The following is a 15850-nucleotide window of genomic DNA, read 5'->3' on the forward strand; positions in this document are numbered from 1 at the left end:
ATTGGCGTTTGATCGCTTGGCCCGTTCAGGGATACCCAAGAGGCAACAGCAACTAAGTCGTCTTACGAAAACGGCTATTCGGGAACTTCGGCACCATTCCACCAACGGCGGCGACCGGTTTGACCGGCTTCCACCGGTGGCGGGCGAAGCATTGCACGAGCTGCAAGCGACGCCTCGGCCCAAGCCCCGCAATGAGGAGAATGCCCGCTTATGCCTCAATCGCCAGTGCCGGTCTTTGAAACGGCGGACGAGATTTCCGCGGAAACCTCCGTCGTCGTGATCTTGCAGACTGCCCAGACGGGTTTTGGCCCTCGGGCGGCGGCACTGGACACGGAAATGAGCGGGATACTCTCCCGAGCCTGTTCCGATGCAGCCGTACTGGCTGAATCCGGCACTTGCATCGATGTCATCGCCCCTAAAGCGGTATCGGCCCGGCGCGTGATTGTCCTTGCCCTGGGCAAGGCCGAGGCCGTCACCGCGCTCTCCTTGACGCGTGCCGGCGGCCTCTTGGCCGCGCATCTGGAAGGCAAAGGGGAATGCGCGGCTACCCTGGTCCTGGATCCCATTGCAGGCATAGGTCTGACGGGAGCGGAAATCCTGGCAAGGGTCGCGCTTGGCATGCGGCTGCGGCGCTATCGTTTCGACATGCGCAACCGGCGCGCGGGAGCGGGGGCCGATCGGACCCTGCGGGTACAACTGGTCGGGGCCGGCGGTCCGGCGCTGAATTCGGCGCTGGCGCGGATCAATGCGATCGCGGATGGCGTCGAATATGCGCGCACTCTGGTCAACCTGCCGCCGAACCATCTCCATCCCGACAATTTCCACGATCATCTGGAGCCGTTGCGCGAAGCTGGCATCGACGTCGAGATACTCGATACGGCAAGGCTCGGGGAACTCGGCATGAACGCGATCCTGGCTGTGGGATCAGGCTCGGTGCGCCCCCCGCGCGTCGCGGTCCTGCGCTATCGCGGCAAGGGTGCCCCCGCTCAGCCGCTGGCCTTCGTCGGCAAGGGTGTCTGTTTTGACTCCGGCGGCCTCTGCATCAAGCGCGGCGAGCAGATGTTCGATATGAAGGCCGACATGGGCGGCGCGGCCGCCGTGGTCGGCCTGCTGATCGCGCTGGCCCGGCAAGGCAGTCCGGTGCACGTGGTCGGCGTGCTCGGCATCGCCGAGAATATGCCGTCGGGCACCGCGCTGAAGCCGCGCGACATCATCACGACAGCGTCCGGCCAAACCGTGGAAGTGTTCGACACGGATGCGGAAGGACGCCTGATCCTGGCCGACTGCCTCTACTATGCCGCCTCGCGCTTCAACCCGTCGGTGATCGTCGACCTCGCCACTTTGACCTATTCGGTGATGCGCGGTCTCGGATCGGTATTCGCCGGCCTCTTCAGCACCGACGACGCCATCGCCTCGCGGATGATCGCGGCCGGAGAAGCGGTCGGCGAGCGGTTCTGGCAGCTGCCACTCGACCGGGCTTACGACGAGGGGCTGCAATCGCCGTTCGCGGACCTGCGGCATCACGCCAAGGACATGGAAGACGGTGACGCTCCCTACGCCGCGGCGTTCCTGCGTCACTTCACCGAGGATCGGCCCTGGGTGCATCTCGACATTGCCGGCAAGGAACTGGCCGATGCGGATCGCCCCCTTGGCAGGCAAGGCGCCACGGCATTCGGCGTGCAGATGCTGGAAGAATGGGTTCAGGCCAGCCGGGTCACGAACTAGGGACAAAGCAACATGTCTTCAATCACGCATGGAGCGGGGATGTCATCGGAAATCGCCACCAGGGAAGGGCGGGCCGGCTTTGGCGACTACGAAACCTGGTATCGGGTCAGCGGCGAACTCGACGCCGACAAGGCTCCGGTCGTCATCCTGCATGGCGGGCCGGGTGCCGCCCACAACTATGTCGATGCGTACAAGCTTCTTGCCCGAACGGGCCGTGCCGTCACCCACTACGACCAATTGGGCTGTGGCAATTCCACCTTGCTGCCTGACAGAGGCGCCGATTTCTGGACGCCCAGGCTGTTCATCGATGAACTTGAAAACCTCGTCGACCAACTCGGCATCCGCGGCGGCTTCCACGTGCTCGGACAGAGCTGGGGCGGCATGTTGGGCGCTGAATATGGGGTGACGCGGCCAAAGGGTCTGAAGTCGCTGACCATCGCCAACTCACCGGCTTCCATGAAGCTGTGGGCGGAAGAGGCCAACCGGTTGCGCGCCGCCCTGCCGAGCGATGTGCAGGAGACACTGGCAAGGCACGAACAGGCCGGCACGACGGACGATCCGGCCTATCAAGAGGCGACGATGGTGTTCTACGAGCGGCATGTCTGCCGGGTCGTTCCGTTCCCGCCCGAGGTGACGGAAACCTTCGCCCAGCTCGCACGCAATCCGACCGTCTATCATCTCATGAATGGTCCGAACGAATTCCACGTCATCGGAACGCTGAAGAGCTGGAACATCATCGACCGATTGCCCGCTATCGATGTTCCCACGCTGATCATCTCCGGCCGTTACGACGAAGCCACGCCCGCAACCGTCCAGCCCTTCAAGGACGGCATCAAAGGATCGCGCTGGCAGGTATTCGAGCATTCCAGCCATATGCCGCATGTCGAAGAGCAGGATCTATGCATGCGGGTGGTGGGAGACTTCCTGGACGACAACGACAACTGAGAAAAGGGGAACTACGACATGAAGAAACTGCTTCTCGCGGCATCGGCCGCGGCATTGCTGGCCGGCATGTGGCTGGCTCCGGCGCAGGCCGAGTACCTCAAGGAACATCGCGGCGGCACCATTCGCCTGCTGGCGCGCTCGGCGGCCGGAACGCTCGATCCGCACATCAATTACACCGACCAGGGCTGGCAAATGTATCAGCCGATCTATGACGGGCTGGTCGCCTTCCGCAAGGCCGAGGGCATGGACGGCTTCACCATCGTCCCCGATCTCGCCGAGGCGCTGCCGCAGGTCAGCAATGACGGCAAGACGTTTACCTTCAAACTGCGCAAGGGCATCAAGTTCTCCGACGGCAAGGATCTCGGTGTGAAGGACGTCGTTGCTTCCTTCCAGCGCATCTTCAAGGTCTCCGGACCGACGTCCGGAACCTTCTATGCTGGCATCGTCGGTGCCGACAAATGCCTTGCCGACACCAAGAGCTGCACGCTGGAAGGCGGCGTTGTCGGCGACGAGGCGGCCGGCACGATCACCGTCAACCTGACCAAGCCGGACGCCGAGATTCTCTACAAGCTTGCCTTGCCGCACGCCGTCGTCCTGCCGGCGGAGACGCCCGCGGAAGACATGGGTTCCAAGCCTATCCCCAGCACCGGCGCCTATATGATCTCCGCCTTCGATCCCAACAAAGGGATGACGGTGACCCGCAACCCCAACTTCAAACAGTGGAGCGAGGAAGCCCAGCCCGACGGCTACCCCGACGTCGTCCAATATGATTTCGGCCTCTCCGAGGAAGCCGCCGTCACCGCGATCCAGAATGGGGAAGCCGACTGGATGTTCGACGCGCTGCCGAGCGACCGCCTTGGCGAACTCGGCACCAAGGCCATGGACCAGTTGCACATCTCGCCGCTTTCGGCGTGGTGGTATGCGCCGCTCAACAATCGTCTGGCGCCGTTCGACAACGAAAAGGCGCGTCAGGCCGTTGCCTATGCGATCGACCGCAACACGCTGGTCAAGCTGTTCGGCGGCAAGGTGCTCGCCTCGCCGGTATGCCAGGTTCTGCCTCCGGATTTCCCTGGCCACGAGGACTACTGCCCCTTCACCAAGAACCCCGGCGCCAAATGGTCGGCGCCTGACCTCGACAAGGCAAAGCAACTCGTCGAGGAATCGGGCACCAAGGGCCAGAAGGTGACCATCATCGTCGAGGACACGGCCATTTCCCGGTCCATCGGCGTCTATCTGCAGAGCGTGCTGACCACCATCGGCTACGTCGCCGACGTAAAGCCGATCTCGTCCAACATCCAGTTCACCTACATCCAGAACACCAACAACAAAGTGCAGATGTCCGTCACCCAGTGGTACAAGGACTATCCTGCGGCCTCGGACTTCCTGAACATCCTGTTCAGCTGTGCCTCGTTCCGCGAGGGTTCGGACGCTTCAATCAACATCGCCGGCTTCTGCGACAAGGATATCGACGCCAAGATGCAGAAGGCATTGGACCTCGGCGTGACCGACCAGAAAGCCGCCGACAAATTGTGGGCTGAAATCGACAAGCAAGTCACGGACAAGGCGCCGGCCGTCGGCCTCTTCACGCCCAAGCGGCTCGACTTCGTCAGCAAACGCGTTGGCAATTTCAAGTTCAACCGGCAGTTCAACTGGATGATCACCCAATCCTGGGTACAGTAATGGCCTTGGTACAGTAATGGCCTGGGTAAAGTAACGAACCGCGGAGGGGCACGTCCGTGTCGAACGAAGCTGTCGCCATGCCGCGCAAGACGCGAGGGCCTTGGGCCGTCGCGTTTGCGAAGCTGGCAACGGACAGGGCCGCCATGGCATCCCTGGCCGTGTTCCTCCTCATCGTCTTCGCCTGCCTCAGCGCGCCTCTCTACGCGAAATGGGCAGGAACGGACCCATTCGCCTCGACGCTCGACGCCGTCATCCAGATCGACGGCGCCGACGTTCCTGTGATGGAACAATCGACAGAGGGGCTCGGGCTCGGCTACACGCCGCTTGGGCCGACCTGGCGGCTCGGCAATTATTTCCTTGGCGCGGACAGCCAGGGACGCGATGTCATGGCCCGGATGCTCTATGGCGGGCTGAGTTCGCTGCTGATCTCCGGTGCGGCCACTATCTTCACCCTGATCCTCGGCACGGCGGCGGGATTGATCGCGGGGTATTTCGGCGGCGTCACCGACACGGTGCTGTCGCGCTTGCTGGATGTGCTTTGGGCGTTTCCGATCTATCTCCTGGCGATTTCGCTTTCCATCGTCACCATGGCGCAAGGCATCTCGATCGGGCCGATCGAGATCGAGTCCGGCAGTCTGTGGCTGCCGGTCATCATCATCGGTATCGTCTACATACCCTATGTGGCGCGCCCGATACGCGGGCAGGTCCTGTCGCTGCGCCACAGCGAGTTCGTGCTCGCCGCGATCAATCTGGGAGTGCCGGGGCCGCGAATTCTGTGGCGCGATATCCTGCCCAACATCACCACCACGCTGATCGTCTTCGTGCCGCTGATGATGGCACTGAACATGCTGACGGAATCGGCGCTTTCCTTCCTTTCGATCGGCGTGCAACCACCAGCCGCGAGCTGGGGCACCATCATCCAGGACGGCCAGGCGCTGCTTTACACCAGGCCATTGGTGGCGCTGGTACCGGGCCTGGCGATCGCGGTTTCCGTCATGGCGCTCAACGTCTTCGGAGACGGCCTGCGCGATGCGCTCGACCCGCGCTCCAAGGTTCGGCTGGGGCGCGACTGATGATCTATGCCATCCTGCGCCGTTTCGGTCAGATGCTGTTCGTGATGTTCGGCATCTCGGTCATCGTCTTTTTGATCTTCTTCGCGACACCTGGGGCCGACCCTGCGGCGCGCATCGCCGGCCGCAATGCATCGCCCGAGGTGCTGGAGGCGGTGCGCCACAGCTTCGGCTTCGACCGGCCACTCTACGTTCAATATGTGAAAATGATGGAGAAGATCTTCGTCACTGGCGACCTGACCTCCTTCGTCAATCGTGGCTGGAAGGTGGTGCCGGCAGTCATGGATTCGATCCCTGTCACGCTCTCGCTGGTGTTCGGAGCGGCGATTCTGTGGGTGGTTGTCTCCATCGCCATCGGCATCGTCGCCGCCGCCACCCGCGACAGCTGGCTGGACAAGCTGCTGATGGCGTTGGGTCTGCTCGGCATTTCCATGCCAGTCTACTGGCTGGGGGAGGTGATGAACCTGATCACCCAGAGCCGCTACCACGACAGCTGGGCGTTCTCCTGGGTGCCCCCGCTCGGCTACAAGAATTTTTCCGACGATCCGAAAGGCTGGTTCCTGACGCTGGTCATACCTTGGATCACGCTGGCCATTCTCTACATCGGCATCTACGGGCGGGTGTTGCGCGCGGCAATCATCGAATCCATGCAGGAAGACTATATCCGCACGGCCCGGGCCAAGGGCCTGTCGGAGACGCGTATCCTGCTGCGCCACGCCTTGCGCACATCGCTCATCGCCTTCGTCACCCTGTTCGGCCTCGATTTCGGCGCACTGGTGGGCGGCTCGGCCCTGCTGACCGAGGTGGTGTTCGGGCTGCATGGTATCGGCAAGCTCACCTATGACGCGCTGCAGAACCTGGATCTGCCGATGATCATGGCAACGGTGATGTATGCGTCCATGTTCGTGGTCATCGCCAATGCGGTTGTCGATTTCGTCTACATCCTTCTCGATCCGCGCCTGAGGACATCATGATATTGTCGGTGCGCGACCTTAGAGTGTCCTTCCGGACCGACGACGGCCTAGTGAGGGCCATCGATGGCGTTTCCTTCGATCTCGCGGAAAGCGAAATTCTCGGTGTCGTCGGCGAGTCCGGCTCCGGCAAGACAGTATCGCTGCTGGCGGTGATGGGGCTCATCACCGACCCCAACGCGATCATCGAAGGCTCGATCCGCTACAAGGGCCGCGAGCTGGTCGGACTGCCTCCGCGCGAACTCAGGCGCCTGCGGGGCAACGAGATCGCGATGATCTTCCAGGATCCGATGACGGCTCTGACGCCGGTCTACACGATTGGCTGGCAGATCGCCGAGCAGATCCGTGCCCACCGCAACATCAGCAAATCCAGGGCCATGGAGCGCGTCGAGGAACTGCTGGCGGAGGTGAATTTTCCCAACCCCCACGAAGCGATGTCGCGCTACCCGCACCAGCTCTCCGGCGGCATGCGGCAGCGGGCGGTGATCGCAATGGCGTTGTCCTGCAACCCGGCGCTGCTGGTGGCGGATGAGCCGACCACCGCGCTCGACGTAACGGTGCAGGCCGGAATTCTCGATCTCGTGCGCAAGCTGCGCTCGACGCACAAATCGGCCGTCGTCTTCATCACGCATGACATGGGCGTGGTCTCCGAACTCGCCGATCGGGTCATGGTCATGTATGCGGGCCGCATCGTCGAACGCGGCAGCCGCACGGAGTTATTTTCCGACCCGCAACACCCTTATACGCGCGCATTGCTTGGTTCGATCCCGCCGCTGACCGGTGCGAAACCCCGCCGCCTGCCGGCTATTCCCGGGTCACCGCCGTCGCTGCTGCGATTGCCGCAAGGCTGCGCCTTCGGGCCGCGTTGTCCGGTCCGGTACGAGCCTTGTCTAACCGACAAGCCCGATCTTGGCGCCGCCACGCACGCTGCGGCCTGCTTTCGGGTGGCGCAGGTATGAGCGGACCGATGATCGACAAAGACCGTCCAATCCTCGAAACACGCTCGCTCGGCAAGCGCTTCTCGATCGGCACCCGTTTTTCCGCCGAAGGCAGGCGGACCGTTCACGCGGTCGACAATGTCTCGCTGACGGTGCGGCGCGGCGAAACCGTCGGATTGGTCGGGGAGTCCGGATGTGGCAAGTCCACGCTGGCGCGCTGCCTGGTCAGGCTCTACGACATTTCGGACGGTGAGCTTCTGTTCGAAGGCGAAGACATCACGTCGAAGTCGCTGTCTGAACTGAGGCCGCTGCGGCGGCGCCTGCAAATGGTGTTCCAGGACCCGTCGGCCTCGCTCAATCCGCGCCGGCGCGTCGGCGATCTCGTGGCCGAACCGCTGCGTATCCATGGCAAGCTTTCATCGCGCGAGATCACCAATCGCGTCGCGGAACTGTTCGACCTCGTTGGATTGTTGCCGGACCATGTCATGCGCTTCCCCCATGAATTCTCGGGCGGGCAGCGCCAGCGTGTCGGCATAGCGCGCGCCATTGCCCTCAATCCCGATCTCGTCGTTCTCGACGAGCCGGTCTCCGCGCTCGACGTGTCCGTACAGGCGCAGATCGTCAACCTGCTTGCCGACCTTCAGGAGAAGCTGGATCTCACCTATGTCTTCATCGCCCACGACCTGTCCGTGGTGCGCCAGGTCTCGACCCGCATCGCGGTCATGTACCTCGGCTCGATCGTGGAGGAGGGACCAGCGGAAGAGGTGTTTTCAGCCCCCGCCCATCCTTACAGCCAGGCGCTGATCTCGGCGGTTCCCGTGGTGGAGACGACGCCCAACGGGATGCGCAAGCGCATTGTCCTCACGGGCGATGTACCGAGCCCGCTCAACCCGCCATCCGGCTGCCGGTTCCATCCCCGATGCCCAATAGCGGCGGAGCGGTGCCGCACAGAGCGGCCTGAGTTGAAAGAGTATAGGCCCGGCCGCAAGGTGGCGTGCCACTTTCCGACGGTATAAGCAAACATCGCGCCTTGTACCCGGAGGGCCGCATCCGGTCGGAAAATTCTTCAAAAATTCAGTTGTCCGCATGGAACCAACCGACGTGCGGCGCGTTTGATTGGGTTCGATCGAGCGCATCTCGATCGACGGGAGGAAACAATGGACTACCTGCATTTCTTTTCGCCCGTGCGGATATCGCGCGGGCAGGGGCATCCTGTAGAAGAAGTGGATAGCGTCGCCGAGGCGATGGTTTTCTTGCGCAAATGGCCGACGGGACGACGTGGGCCAGTGTATCAGTGCGCGTTGAATTGCTGCTCGGCCGCCCTGTCGGGCCAGATGTCGGCAGAGGAAGCAAGGAAGGCCTTCACAGGCTTTGCCCGAATTACGCGGCTTCTCGACGACGACATGGCATTGCCGATGGGCGGCGACAGCATGGCGAGCGTACACGCGCTACGGCGCTAGCAGCCCCCAACCCCTTTGTTGCTGGTCCGCGCCCGCTGCGGGAGCGGCAGTGGTGGTGCTTGCACCTACCCAGGTCATCAGTCGCCAATCGACACAGTCGCCAGGGTCCATCTGCTTGCCGAGGGGCGACTTGGTGTGTCACGCCGCCATCCGGAAAGCGAGCCGACGTCAGGGTCAGATCACCGCAGATCAGCGACACACGCTGCTCACCGACGGCAAACCTGCGGCTGGAGGCAGCCACTTCGGCATAACCGCGAATGGCTTCATGGCCGCGCAGAATCCGTCCCTTCCGCCATCGATCACCGCATCGGGCTCAAGCAGCGCTGTCATGCCGTCGATCTCGCCGGCATGTCGCAGCCCAGTCATCCCACTCGTTCCAGGCCGGCCGTACTTTCTTTATCGTGGCCGCTCCGGTGCTCAGGGTCAGCGATTAAAGAGTGTGCAGGCTCCGGATCACCGCATGGTATTCCCAGCACTGAGATCCACGTCACGGCCTTCAAACAAGAAGAAGTTTCTTCAGCACGGAGAAGACTTCCTTGTACGGCAGCTTGGTTGCGCCAGCGACTGCGAACGGAATGAGGGCTGCCGCCGCCACTGGCAGCAGGGTTTTGCGGTTGACCAGCATCGACGACAACTTGCGCGTCAACTCGTACTGCTTCGTAACGTCAATGGGTTCGACTGCTTGCTCGGCTTCTTGCGGATCGGGTGCGGCAATGTTGCTGCCGATCATCTTTCGTTCTGCAGCTCTCTGCTGTGCAGTTGCATGTGCCGCCAGCGCCAGAAGCGTCTTGTCCTTCAGCGTCAAAAGCGGCTTAGAGAAGGCGGAGAGCGGGTAGGCGAAGAATCCAATGACGAGTGCCAGCCAGCACGCCATGATGGTCGTCAGCGTCGTCGCCGATAGCCCGCCTAGCGTCAGGTGCTTCGCGACAGCGGCCGCTACGCCGCAACTGACACCGAACACGAACAGGACATAGGCGTTGGGATAGGCCGCCAGAAAAGAAAGCCCGCCGTTGCCATCGGGATGTGTCGCCACCAGGCGCAAATTAAGCTGCGCGACCGTGCGAAGGAGCTTCGCCCACACGAGATGCCGCCAGACACCGCGAAAGAACAGAAATACGAACAGCGGAATGCTGACCAGCACGCACCACCAGCCGGCGGCCGTGAGTTTGTAGCTGTCAGCGATGACAGTGGCCGCCCATGTAGACGTCGTGGTTTCCCCGAAGGTAGCGTATGCAATGAGCGCCGATATGGCGGCAAGCGCCAGGCACACAAGCTCTGCCCACCTAGAGTCGCGTTGACGCAGAGCATATGTCAACGCAACTGTCGCATCACCAACAGATTCGGGCGCGATCAGTGAAGCTCGAGCGAATTGCGCCAGTGTGCGGCGAAGGCCAGTTTCGACATACTGCTCGGCCGCCACGAAAGCGGCGATCGCGATCAGGAACCGAGCCCACGGACCTGGGTCCGTGAGGTAGCGCCACACGGTCGGATCATCGGAAAACAGGGTCGAGAGCGTCAGCAAGAGAGGCGCGCCCCACGCGAGAGAGACGAACAGAAGGACTCGCCTCCCTGTTTTTAGACTTCTGTCATGGAGAAGATTGAGCCGCTGCTGAAGTTCGAAGAACGGGCCGCCGTGAAAGGCGAGAAAATCCAGGTTGATGCCTCCTGCTGGCCTGCTTTCAGTCATGTGCGGGACGGTGCGAGCTTGGTCCCCCATATCAATCCTCGGTCACGGTCCATCGATCTCCGGGATTGAATTGCTTCATGCCGCGCGCGATTTTGTCCGTGGCATCCCCGAGATCTGCCTGATAAACGATGCCATTGCGGTTGACCACGAAGGTGTTTACTCCTGTCTCACCGTACTTGACTGGCCACGCGACCAAGGCAAAGCCCGCGATCATGTTGCCGTTGATGACGTAGTCATAGGGTCCCCCGGCGATATTGCTGCCCTGGCTGGTGAGAACCTTAAAGCGGTAGCCGAAGTACCCCTTGTCCTTCGCCTTGTCGAACTGGACGTAGTCGAGATACGGCGCGGCTGGACTGTCGCCCAGGTTCTCGTTCTCCGGCCAATAGAGGCCGTCGGCTCTGCCGGGTTTGCTGACGAGCCTCTGGGCATATTCCAGTACCCCATCGCCATCGTGATCCGTGCTGGCGTACTCTTCCTGAGCGTCGACATATCCACGGACGGTTTCGATCGTCTGAATCTCGTTTTCACCTATGCGACGGTTGATGATTTCCTCAACGCCGACAACGGGATCGAAGGCGAATTTGCCGTTATCGGTCTTGTTGATCGGGAAGGGGAACGGCCACATGACTTCGCCGACGTCAATGATGCTCCGGCCGTCTTTCGTCTCGACCGCGATGCGTTTTCCTACACCTTGCTTAATGGCAGCGAGCGTTTCCTCAACCCCTTCGGTCGCTTTCAGACGACCGGCGTTGACGCCGAGGATGGAAGCCAGCTTATCGAGGTCGGATGCGGTCACGGCCTCCTTGAACGCGGCTGTTGCGGCATCGAGCGTGTCGAATTCGGTTGGCGGCTGATTGGCGACCAGAACGGCGAGGTTTGCCTCAGCCGCAAATGCAACCTGGCCAGCCGAAAGGAAAAGTCCCAGCGCGGTAGTGGCTATCAAGTGAAATTTCATGCAGCGCGTGTTCAAGCTCATGACAAAAGCTCCATTTGTTCGATCTAGCGATGGCGCCCACGATGTGGGACGCGTGCATGTCCCCCGCCGCCACCAGGACGTCCGCCACGGAGGTGAGCACCGCCGCCCCGCGGTCCGCTGAGTTGCGGCCGGCTTGCGTGATGGCCGCCTCCCATTGCACTACCGCCACGTTTGGAGTGAAGATTGGCAGCGCTGCGGGGGCGGACTTCTCCGAGCCCCGAAGGGCGGCTGGGACGGGCGTCACGTTTTCCCGCCATCGCGTGATGGCCGATTTTGCTGTCCGCATTCGAACGGCTTCCCATCCCGCCCTGATGCGTTCGATCACCCGCCATTTTATTGGCCCTAACGTCCTTGATAGCTGAGGGAGTCACCCTGGAGCGGTCGACATTCGCGGCGTTGGATCGCACGGACTTCGCCTTGGTGCGGATGTCGTTATTGCCGCCCGTTTCGACCCGGTTGCGGATGTTGGTCTTGTCCATGTTTGCGAACTGGTTGTGGTCAAACTTGATCTTGCTGCGGTCGACGTTCTTCCAGTCGACATCATTGAAATTGACTTTGCCGTTTCGATCCATGCCGTTGAAGCAATGGTCGCAATCAATATTGATGTCGTTGCCATCAAATCGACCGCCCCAGACCCCCCATCTGTCCCAATCGACGACCGCTCCAAACACGGCACCGGTCACGAAGCCCGCGAAGTAGGGTGCTGTCGGGTAGTAATAGTTGGGGTAGGGATCCGGATAGTAGCGGATCGGCGCGGTTGCGTAGCCTTCCTCGTAAAGCATTCGCGGCTCGTATTGCGGCACATAGATCTTCTCGGGGTTGGCTGCTTGGATGACGACATTGTCGTTCTGCTGGACGACCGTGACCTTGTCATCGCTCTTGATGATGCCATCCGCGACCGCCTTATCGCGCAAAGTCTGAATGGCGATCAGCAGGTCCTTCTGCTGGTCGGCGACCGCACCGCCGAGTTGCTGCGTCCAGTCGAGGTCATTGCTCATCATCTTGACGATATCGGGGTAGTTCAGGAGGGATATCACGCTGCCGTCCCAGTCGTCCTTTGGCTTCAACGAGGAATTTCCCTTGGCCTGCTCTAGAAACCGGGATGCTTCGACGATCTGAAGCGGATAGAGAGAGGCCGAGGTAATCAGGGCCACAAGATCGTCGGGATAAAGAGCGATCCGGGCGACGAGCACTTCCATCTCATCGGCGCTCAGTTGCCCGGGTGCGCTCGCGCCTTGCGGAGCGGCTGCCGCCGTTTGTTCCTGGGCACAGACTACCGCTGGCACACCGGCGATCGCGAACACAAGCATCGTGGTGGCCGTCAAGATAAATTTGCGGATGTTCTTTCGTGGTTGTGTGCCCATCTGGTTCTTGCCTCCTTGGACCAATCCTTCACCGCTTCCCCTCGCAAACTCTCGCCAATGCGATGCTGCTCGAGAAAGGCATGCCGCGCGGACACAATGGTTCATTCGTCGCTCCGTCAGTCCGCGATTGTGCTCTGTATCGCCGAGAGCATCCCCTCGCGCCCTAGCGGCTTCGACAAATAAGCCACTGCGCCGGCGGCAATGCTGCGCTTGCGCATCTCTGGTTGCGGGTTGGCCGTAATCACGATCACTGGAATGTTTTTGTTCCTGGAGCGCATGGCCTCAATTACCTGCAGACCGTTGAGGCCTGGCATATGTAGGTCGAGAAGAACGCAGCTCGGCATAGTAATCTCTAAGCTTTCGAGGAAGGCTTCCCCGGATGAAAACGCGATCGACTCATAGGAGAGCGAAAATAGGAGACGCTTGAGAGCGCGTCTTACAGAATCGTCGTCATCTACGATCGCTATGATTGGGTTGGCGGTCGCCATCACCGATCTGTACGCCAATTGACCATGGCCGCGTAGTTGGCCTTCGGTCTAACTTGGACGATCAAGCGTTAAAGTGCTCGACGATCCTTACCAGATCGGCAACCGTGCGCACGCCCATCTTGTGCATCATCCGACCACGGTGCACCTTGACCGTTTTCTCGACGATCCCAAGATCACCCGCGATCTGCTTGTTGAAACGTCCAGCCACCACCTGGTCCAATACCTGGCGTTCCCGTGCCGTCAGTCGCGAGACCCGCTTCTTGAGATCTTCCTGATCCTGAAAGTTCCGACGTCTCGCGACGTCCACCAACCTTGCCTGTTCAACGGCAGCGAGCAAGGTTTGAGTATTTACCGGTTTTTCGAGAAAATCCTGCGCGCCCGCCCGCATCGCCCGTACGCTGGCAGGAACATTGCCTTGGCCTGTTAGGAAAACAACCGGCCGGCCGCACGCATCCAGTGCCTCCTGAATCTCGAAGCCGCTCTTCCCCGGCAGATGCAGGTCGACCACCGCGCAACCAGGAAGAAGTGGGTCATGTTCGTCAAGGAATGTTTCGGCGTCGGTGAAAGTCTGAACCTGATATCCGGCAATGGAAAGCAGCCGCGAAAGGGCTTTGAGAACCTGGACGTCATCGTCGATCAGGCTGACTTGAAACATCGCATCAGTCATGAGGCACTCCTTCGAAGTGGCAGCGAAAGGATAATGCGGGCACCGGCTAAATATTCGGGATCGAATTCGAGAGCGCCACCATGCGCTTGCGCAATGGAGCGGCAAATTGCCAGGCCCAGTCCCAGTCCGTTGGATTTTGTGCTCACGAACGGCTGGAAGGCACCCTCCATGAACTCGGGCGTCAGTCCGCAGCCATTGTCGGTCACCGTAACCTCACCCGTCCGTCCGTCCGTCCGAACGGCGACCTCGATCATTCGGGCCGATGGCGGCAAATGCGAGGTGGCGTCAAGGGCATTGATAATAATATTCAGGACTACTTGTTGAAGCTGCGCGGCATTGCCAAGAATCCGAACACTCGAATTCGCCCGTTTGAACGCCACCGCTGTTTGCTTAATTAGAAGTTCACTTTTGACGAGCGCCAGCGTGGCGACAGTAATGTGATTAAGATCAACAGGTTCTAGTGCTACCTCATGCGTCGTCAGCAAGCGCCTGAGCTGACGAATGATTTCCGCTGCACGCTCATCATCCGCGATGATATCCGAAAGAATGTCGCTCACCTCCGTGAGGCTTGGATCGCTGCTTTCGAGCAGCTGTTTGCCGACCTCCGCATTGGCCATAATAGATGTGAGGGGCTGGTTCAGTTCATGCGCAAACGCGCCCGACAGCTCTCCGAGGAGCGACGTGCGAGACAGGTGTACCAGCTTGGTGTGCCCGGCGTTGACCTCCGCCTCCGCCTTCTTGCGCAGATGGGCTTGTATGCCAAGAGCGACTATCGTGCCAGACTGGAGAAGCAGCATCGCGATCGATACCAGTATCGCGGTTCGATGCTCATCCCACAGTGAAGGCGCCCGGAACCGTATCTCGGCGTCAGGCGGCAGCAGGCCAGGATCGATCAGGAAGCGCCGGATCTCCCTCCAGTCGACGATTGGCCGGATGACCAGGGGGGTGATCTGCGGTAAGTTCGCTTCGCCTGCGATTTGGTGAGTGACAAGGGCGGCAAGCTGCTCGCCTTGCTCTTGGAATGTGCTCATGTAGCCACCCAGGACGCCATGATCGAGGTATGTGTCGTAGACGGCGTAGACTGGCGCAGCCGATACCCGCGCAATCTCTGCCGTGGCATTGCGCGGGACGAAGTTCCGGCCATCCGGATCTTGAAAGATCGTCAGGATGAGGACGGCAGTGTCGGGAGATAGTCTTGCAACAGCATCCGCGAAGCCGTCGAGCCTCAGACCGGACAGGTAGCGGATGTCGAAGCCGTCGTACCTGTCGCCAAGATCGGCTCTGGCGGTAGCTTCCCATCGCTTGTCGAACGCCGACGAGCCGGAGATGACAACCGCATGTCTGGCATTCGGCTGCAGCCGGCGCGCCAACGTCATTGTCTGTTTGAGATCGAACCTGGTGACGATACCTTTGACGTCGGGCGGCAATGCCAACTGGGTGACCGCATCTGCTGCGACAGCCCCGAACAGCAATGGAGCTCCCGGAGCGATCTCCCTGCGATGGTCGAGCATGAAGCGCAGTGCCGTGGGGCCGGCGGCAATTGCGACATCCGGTTTCATGTCGCGGTATTTGGCGCTCAGTTGGGCCGCTATGCGAGGGAGATTTCCCGGATCGGGAAAGCGGGCATTGTCGAGATACTCAGAGTAGATTTCGAACTGCGTTGGATCGCGATCGTCAAGGTCTTTGTGGAGTCCACGTGCGATCTCGACCGCCGCAACCTGGGTGCTTTCGTTCTCGTAGACGATCAGGACGCGATGCATCCCACTAGATTCTCGAGCAAAAACTAGGCTTGGCTGGTCAGCAATGCCGATTGCCAACCAGAAAACCATTGACCATCGCCAACATACTTCTCGGCGAATTCGCATCGCCAAGACAGATG

At 60.9% G+C, this 15850-nt stretch carries 14 protein-coding genes; 8 read left to right on the forward strand and 6 right to left on the reverse strand.

All coding sequences use genetic code 11. The features are described 5' to 3' along the window. Positions 1-210 precede the first annotated feature (210 nt). The 8 genes from EN824_RS06795 (at position 211) to EN824_RS06830 (ending at position 8789) form a co-directional block, all read left to right on the forward strand. Positions 211-1725: a leucyl aminopeptidase gene (locus EN824_RS06795; protein ID WP_127278962.1), complete on the forward strand. Its 1515-nt coding sequence runs from the start codon at positions 211-213 to the stop codon at positions 1723-1725. Positions 1726-1764: 39 nt separating this feature from the next. Beyond that, the gene (locus EN824_RS06800; protein ID WP_135932003.1) at positions 1765-2670 is read left to right on the forward strand and encodes a proline iminopeptidase-family hydrolase; all 906 of its coding nucleotides are present in this window, start codon (positions 1765-1767) and stop codon (positions 2668-2670) included. An 18-nt stretch (positions 2671-2688) separates the two neighbouring features. After that, a complete protein-coding gene (locus EN824_RS06805) occupies positions 2689-4350 on the forward strand; it encodes an ABC transporter substrate-binding protein (RefSeq protein WP_135928682.1) in 1662 nt (553 codons plus the stop codon). Between the two features lie 56 nt (positions 4351-4406). Continuing rightward, positions 4407-5423 (forward strand): ABC transporter permease, encoded by a 1017-nt coding sequence (locus EN824_RS06810; RefSeq protein ID WP_135932004.1) that lies wholly within the window; start codon positions 4407-4409, stop codon positions 5421-5423. Next, positions 5423-6394 carry an ABC transporter permease gene (locus EN824_RS06815; protein ID WP_135864645.1) on the forward strand — a complete coding sequence of 324 codons (972 nt, stop codon included), beginning with the start codon at positions 5423-5425 and terminating at the stop codon, positions 6392-6394. Before EN824_RS06810 ends, EN824_RS06815 begins: the two co-directional genes overlap by 1 nt. Beyond that, on the forward strand, positions 6391-7350 hold the full coding sequence (locus EN824_RS06820; protein ID WP_135932005.1) for an ABC transporter ATP-binding protein: 960 nt from the start codon (positions 6391-6393) through the stop codon (positions 7348-7350). Before EN824_RS06815 ends, EN824_RS06820 begins: the two co-directional genes overlap by 4 nt. A gap of 8 nt (positions 7351-7358) precedes the next feature. After that, on the forward strand, positions 7359-8345 hold the full coding sequence (locus tag EN824_RS06825) for a dipeptide ABC transporter ATP-binding protein (protein ID WP_135932006.1): 987 nt from the start codon (positions 7359-7361) through the stop codon (positions 8343-8345). A gap of 141 nt (positions 8346-8486) precedes the next feature. Continuing rightward, positions 8487-8789 carry a DUF982 domain-containing protein gene (locus tag EN824_RS06830; RefSeq protein ID WP_127276844.1) on the forward strand — a complete coding sequence of 101 codons (303 nt, stop codon included), beginning with the start codon at positions 8487-8489 and terminating at the stop codon, positions 8787-8789. A gap of 496 nt (positions 8790-9285) precedes the next feature. On the opposite strand, the gene EN824_RS06835 is transcribed toward EN824_RS06830, so the two are convergent. The 6 genes from EN824_RS06835 to EN824_RS06860 all read right to left on the reverse strand — a co-directional run bounded on the left by EN824_RS06835 (position 9286) and on the right by EN824_RS06860 (position 15800). Continuing rightward, the gene (locus EN824_RS06835) at positions 9286-10476 is read right to left on the reverse strand and encodes a hypothetical protein (protein WP_245520950.1); all 1191 of its coding nucleotides are present in this window, start codon (positions 10474-10476) and stop codon (positions 9286-9288) included. Positions 10477-10507: 31 nt separating this feature from the next. Continuing rightward, a complete protein-coding gene (locus EN824_RS06840; protein ID WP_135932008.1) occupies positions 10508-11452 on the reverse strand; it encodes a DUF2950 family protein in 945 nt (314 codons plus the stop codon). Between the two features lie 23 nt (positions 11453-11475). Continuing rightward, a complete protein-coding gene (locus EN824_RS06845; RefSeq protein ID WP_135932009.1) occupies positions 11476-12816 on the reverse strand; it encodes a DUF3300 domain-containing protein in 1341 nt (446 codons plus the stop codon). A 116-nt stretch (positions 12817-12932) separates the two neighbouring features. After that, the gene (locus tag EN824_RS06850; protein WP_135915923.1) at positions 12933-13304 is read right to left on the reverse strand and encodes a response regulator; all 372 of its coding nucleotides are present in this window, start codon (positions 13302-13304) and stop codon (positions 12933-12935) included. A gap of 61 nt (positions 13305-13365) precedes the next feature. Continuing rightward, positions 13366-13971 carry a response regulator gene (locus EN824_RS06855; RefSeq protein WP_135932010.1) on the reverse strand — a complete coding sequence of 202 codons (606 nt, stop codon included), beginning with the start codon at positions 13969-13971 and terminating at the stop codon, positions 13366-13368. Further along, on the reverse strand, positions 13968-15800 hold the full coding sequence (locus EN824_RS06860) for an ATP-binding protein (RefSeq protein ID WP_189522128.1): 1833 nt from the start codon (positions 15798-15800) through the stop codon (positions 13968-13970). Before EN824_RS06860 ends, EN824_RS06855 begins: the two co-directional genes overlap by 4 nt. Positions 15801-15850 lie beyond the last annotated feature (50 nt).

This window comes from Mesorhizobium sp. M8A.F.Ca.ET.181.01.1.1 (assembly GCF_004792025.1).
Classification (GTDB): Bacteria; Pseudomonadota; Alphaproteobacteria; order Rhizobiales; family Rhizobiaceae; genus Mesorhizobium.

Coding starts and splice junctions, on each gene's coding strand:
- EN824_RS06795 (WP_127278962.1), top strand. CDS start 211: ATGCCTCAATCGCCAGTGCCGGTCTTTGAAACGGCGGACGAGATTTCC.
- EN824_RS06800 (WP_135932003.1), top strand. CDS start 1,765: ATGTCATCGGAAATCGCCACCAGGGAAGGGCGGGCCGGCTTTGGCGAC.
- EN824_RS06805 (WP_135928682.1), top strand. CDS start 2,689: ATGAAGAAACTGCTTCTCGCGGCATCGGCCGCGGCATTGCTGGCCGGC.
- EN824_RS06815 (WP_135864645.1), top strand. CDS start 5,423: ATGATCTATGCCATCCTGCGCCGTTTCGGTCAGATGCTGTTCGTGATG.
- EN824_RS06820 (WP_135932005.1), top strand. CDS start 6,391: ATGATATTGTCGGTGCGCGACCTTAGAGTGTCCTTCCGGACCGACGAC.
- EN824_RS06825 (WP_135932006.1), top strand. CDS start 7,359: ATGATCGACAAAGACCGTCCAATCCTCGAAACACGCTCGCTCGGCAAG.
- EN824_RS06830 (WP_127276844.1), top strand. CDS start 8,487: ATGGACTACCTGCATTTCTTTTCGCCCGTGCGGATATCGCGCGGGCAG.
- EN824_RS06835 (WP_245520950.1), bottom strand. CDS start 10,476: ATGACTGAAAGCAGGCCAGCAGGAGGCATCAACCTGGATTTTCTCGCC.
- EN824_RS06840 (WP_135932008.1), bottom strand. CDS start 11,452: ATGAGCTTGAACACGCGCTGCATGAAATTTCACTTGATAGCCACTACC.
- EN824_RS06845 (WP_135932009.1), bottom strand. CDS start 12,816: ATGGGCACACAACCACGAAAGAACATCCGCAAATTTATCTTGACGGCC.
- EN824_RS06850 (WP_135915923.1), bottom strand. CDS start 13,304: ATGGCGACCGCCAACCCAATCATAGCGATCGTAGATGACGACGATTCT.
- EN824_RS06855 (WP_135932010.1), bottom strand. CDS start 13,971: ATGACTGATGCGATGTTTCAAGTCAGCCTGATCGACGATGACGTCCAG.
- EN824_RS06860 (WP_189522128.1), bottom strand. CDS start 15,800: ATGGTTTTCTGGTTGGCAATCGGCATTGCTGACCAGCCAAGCCTAGTT.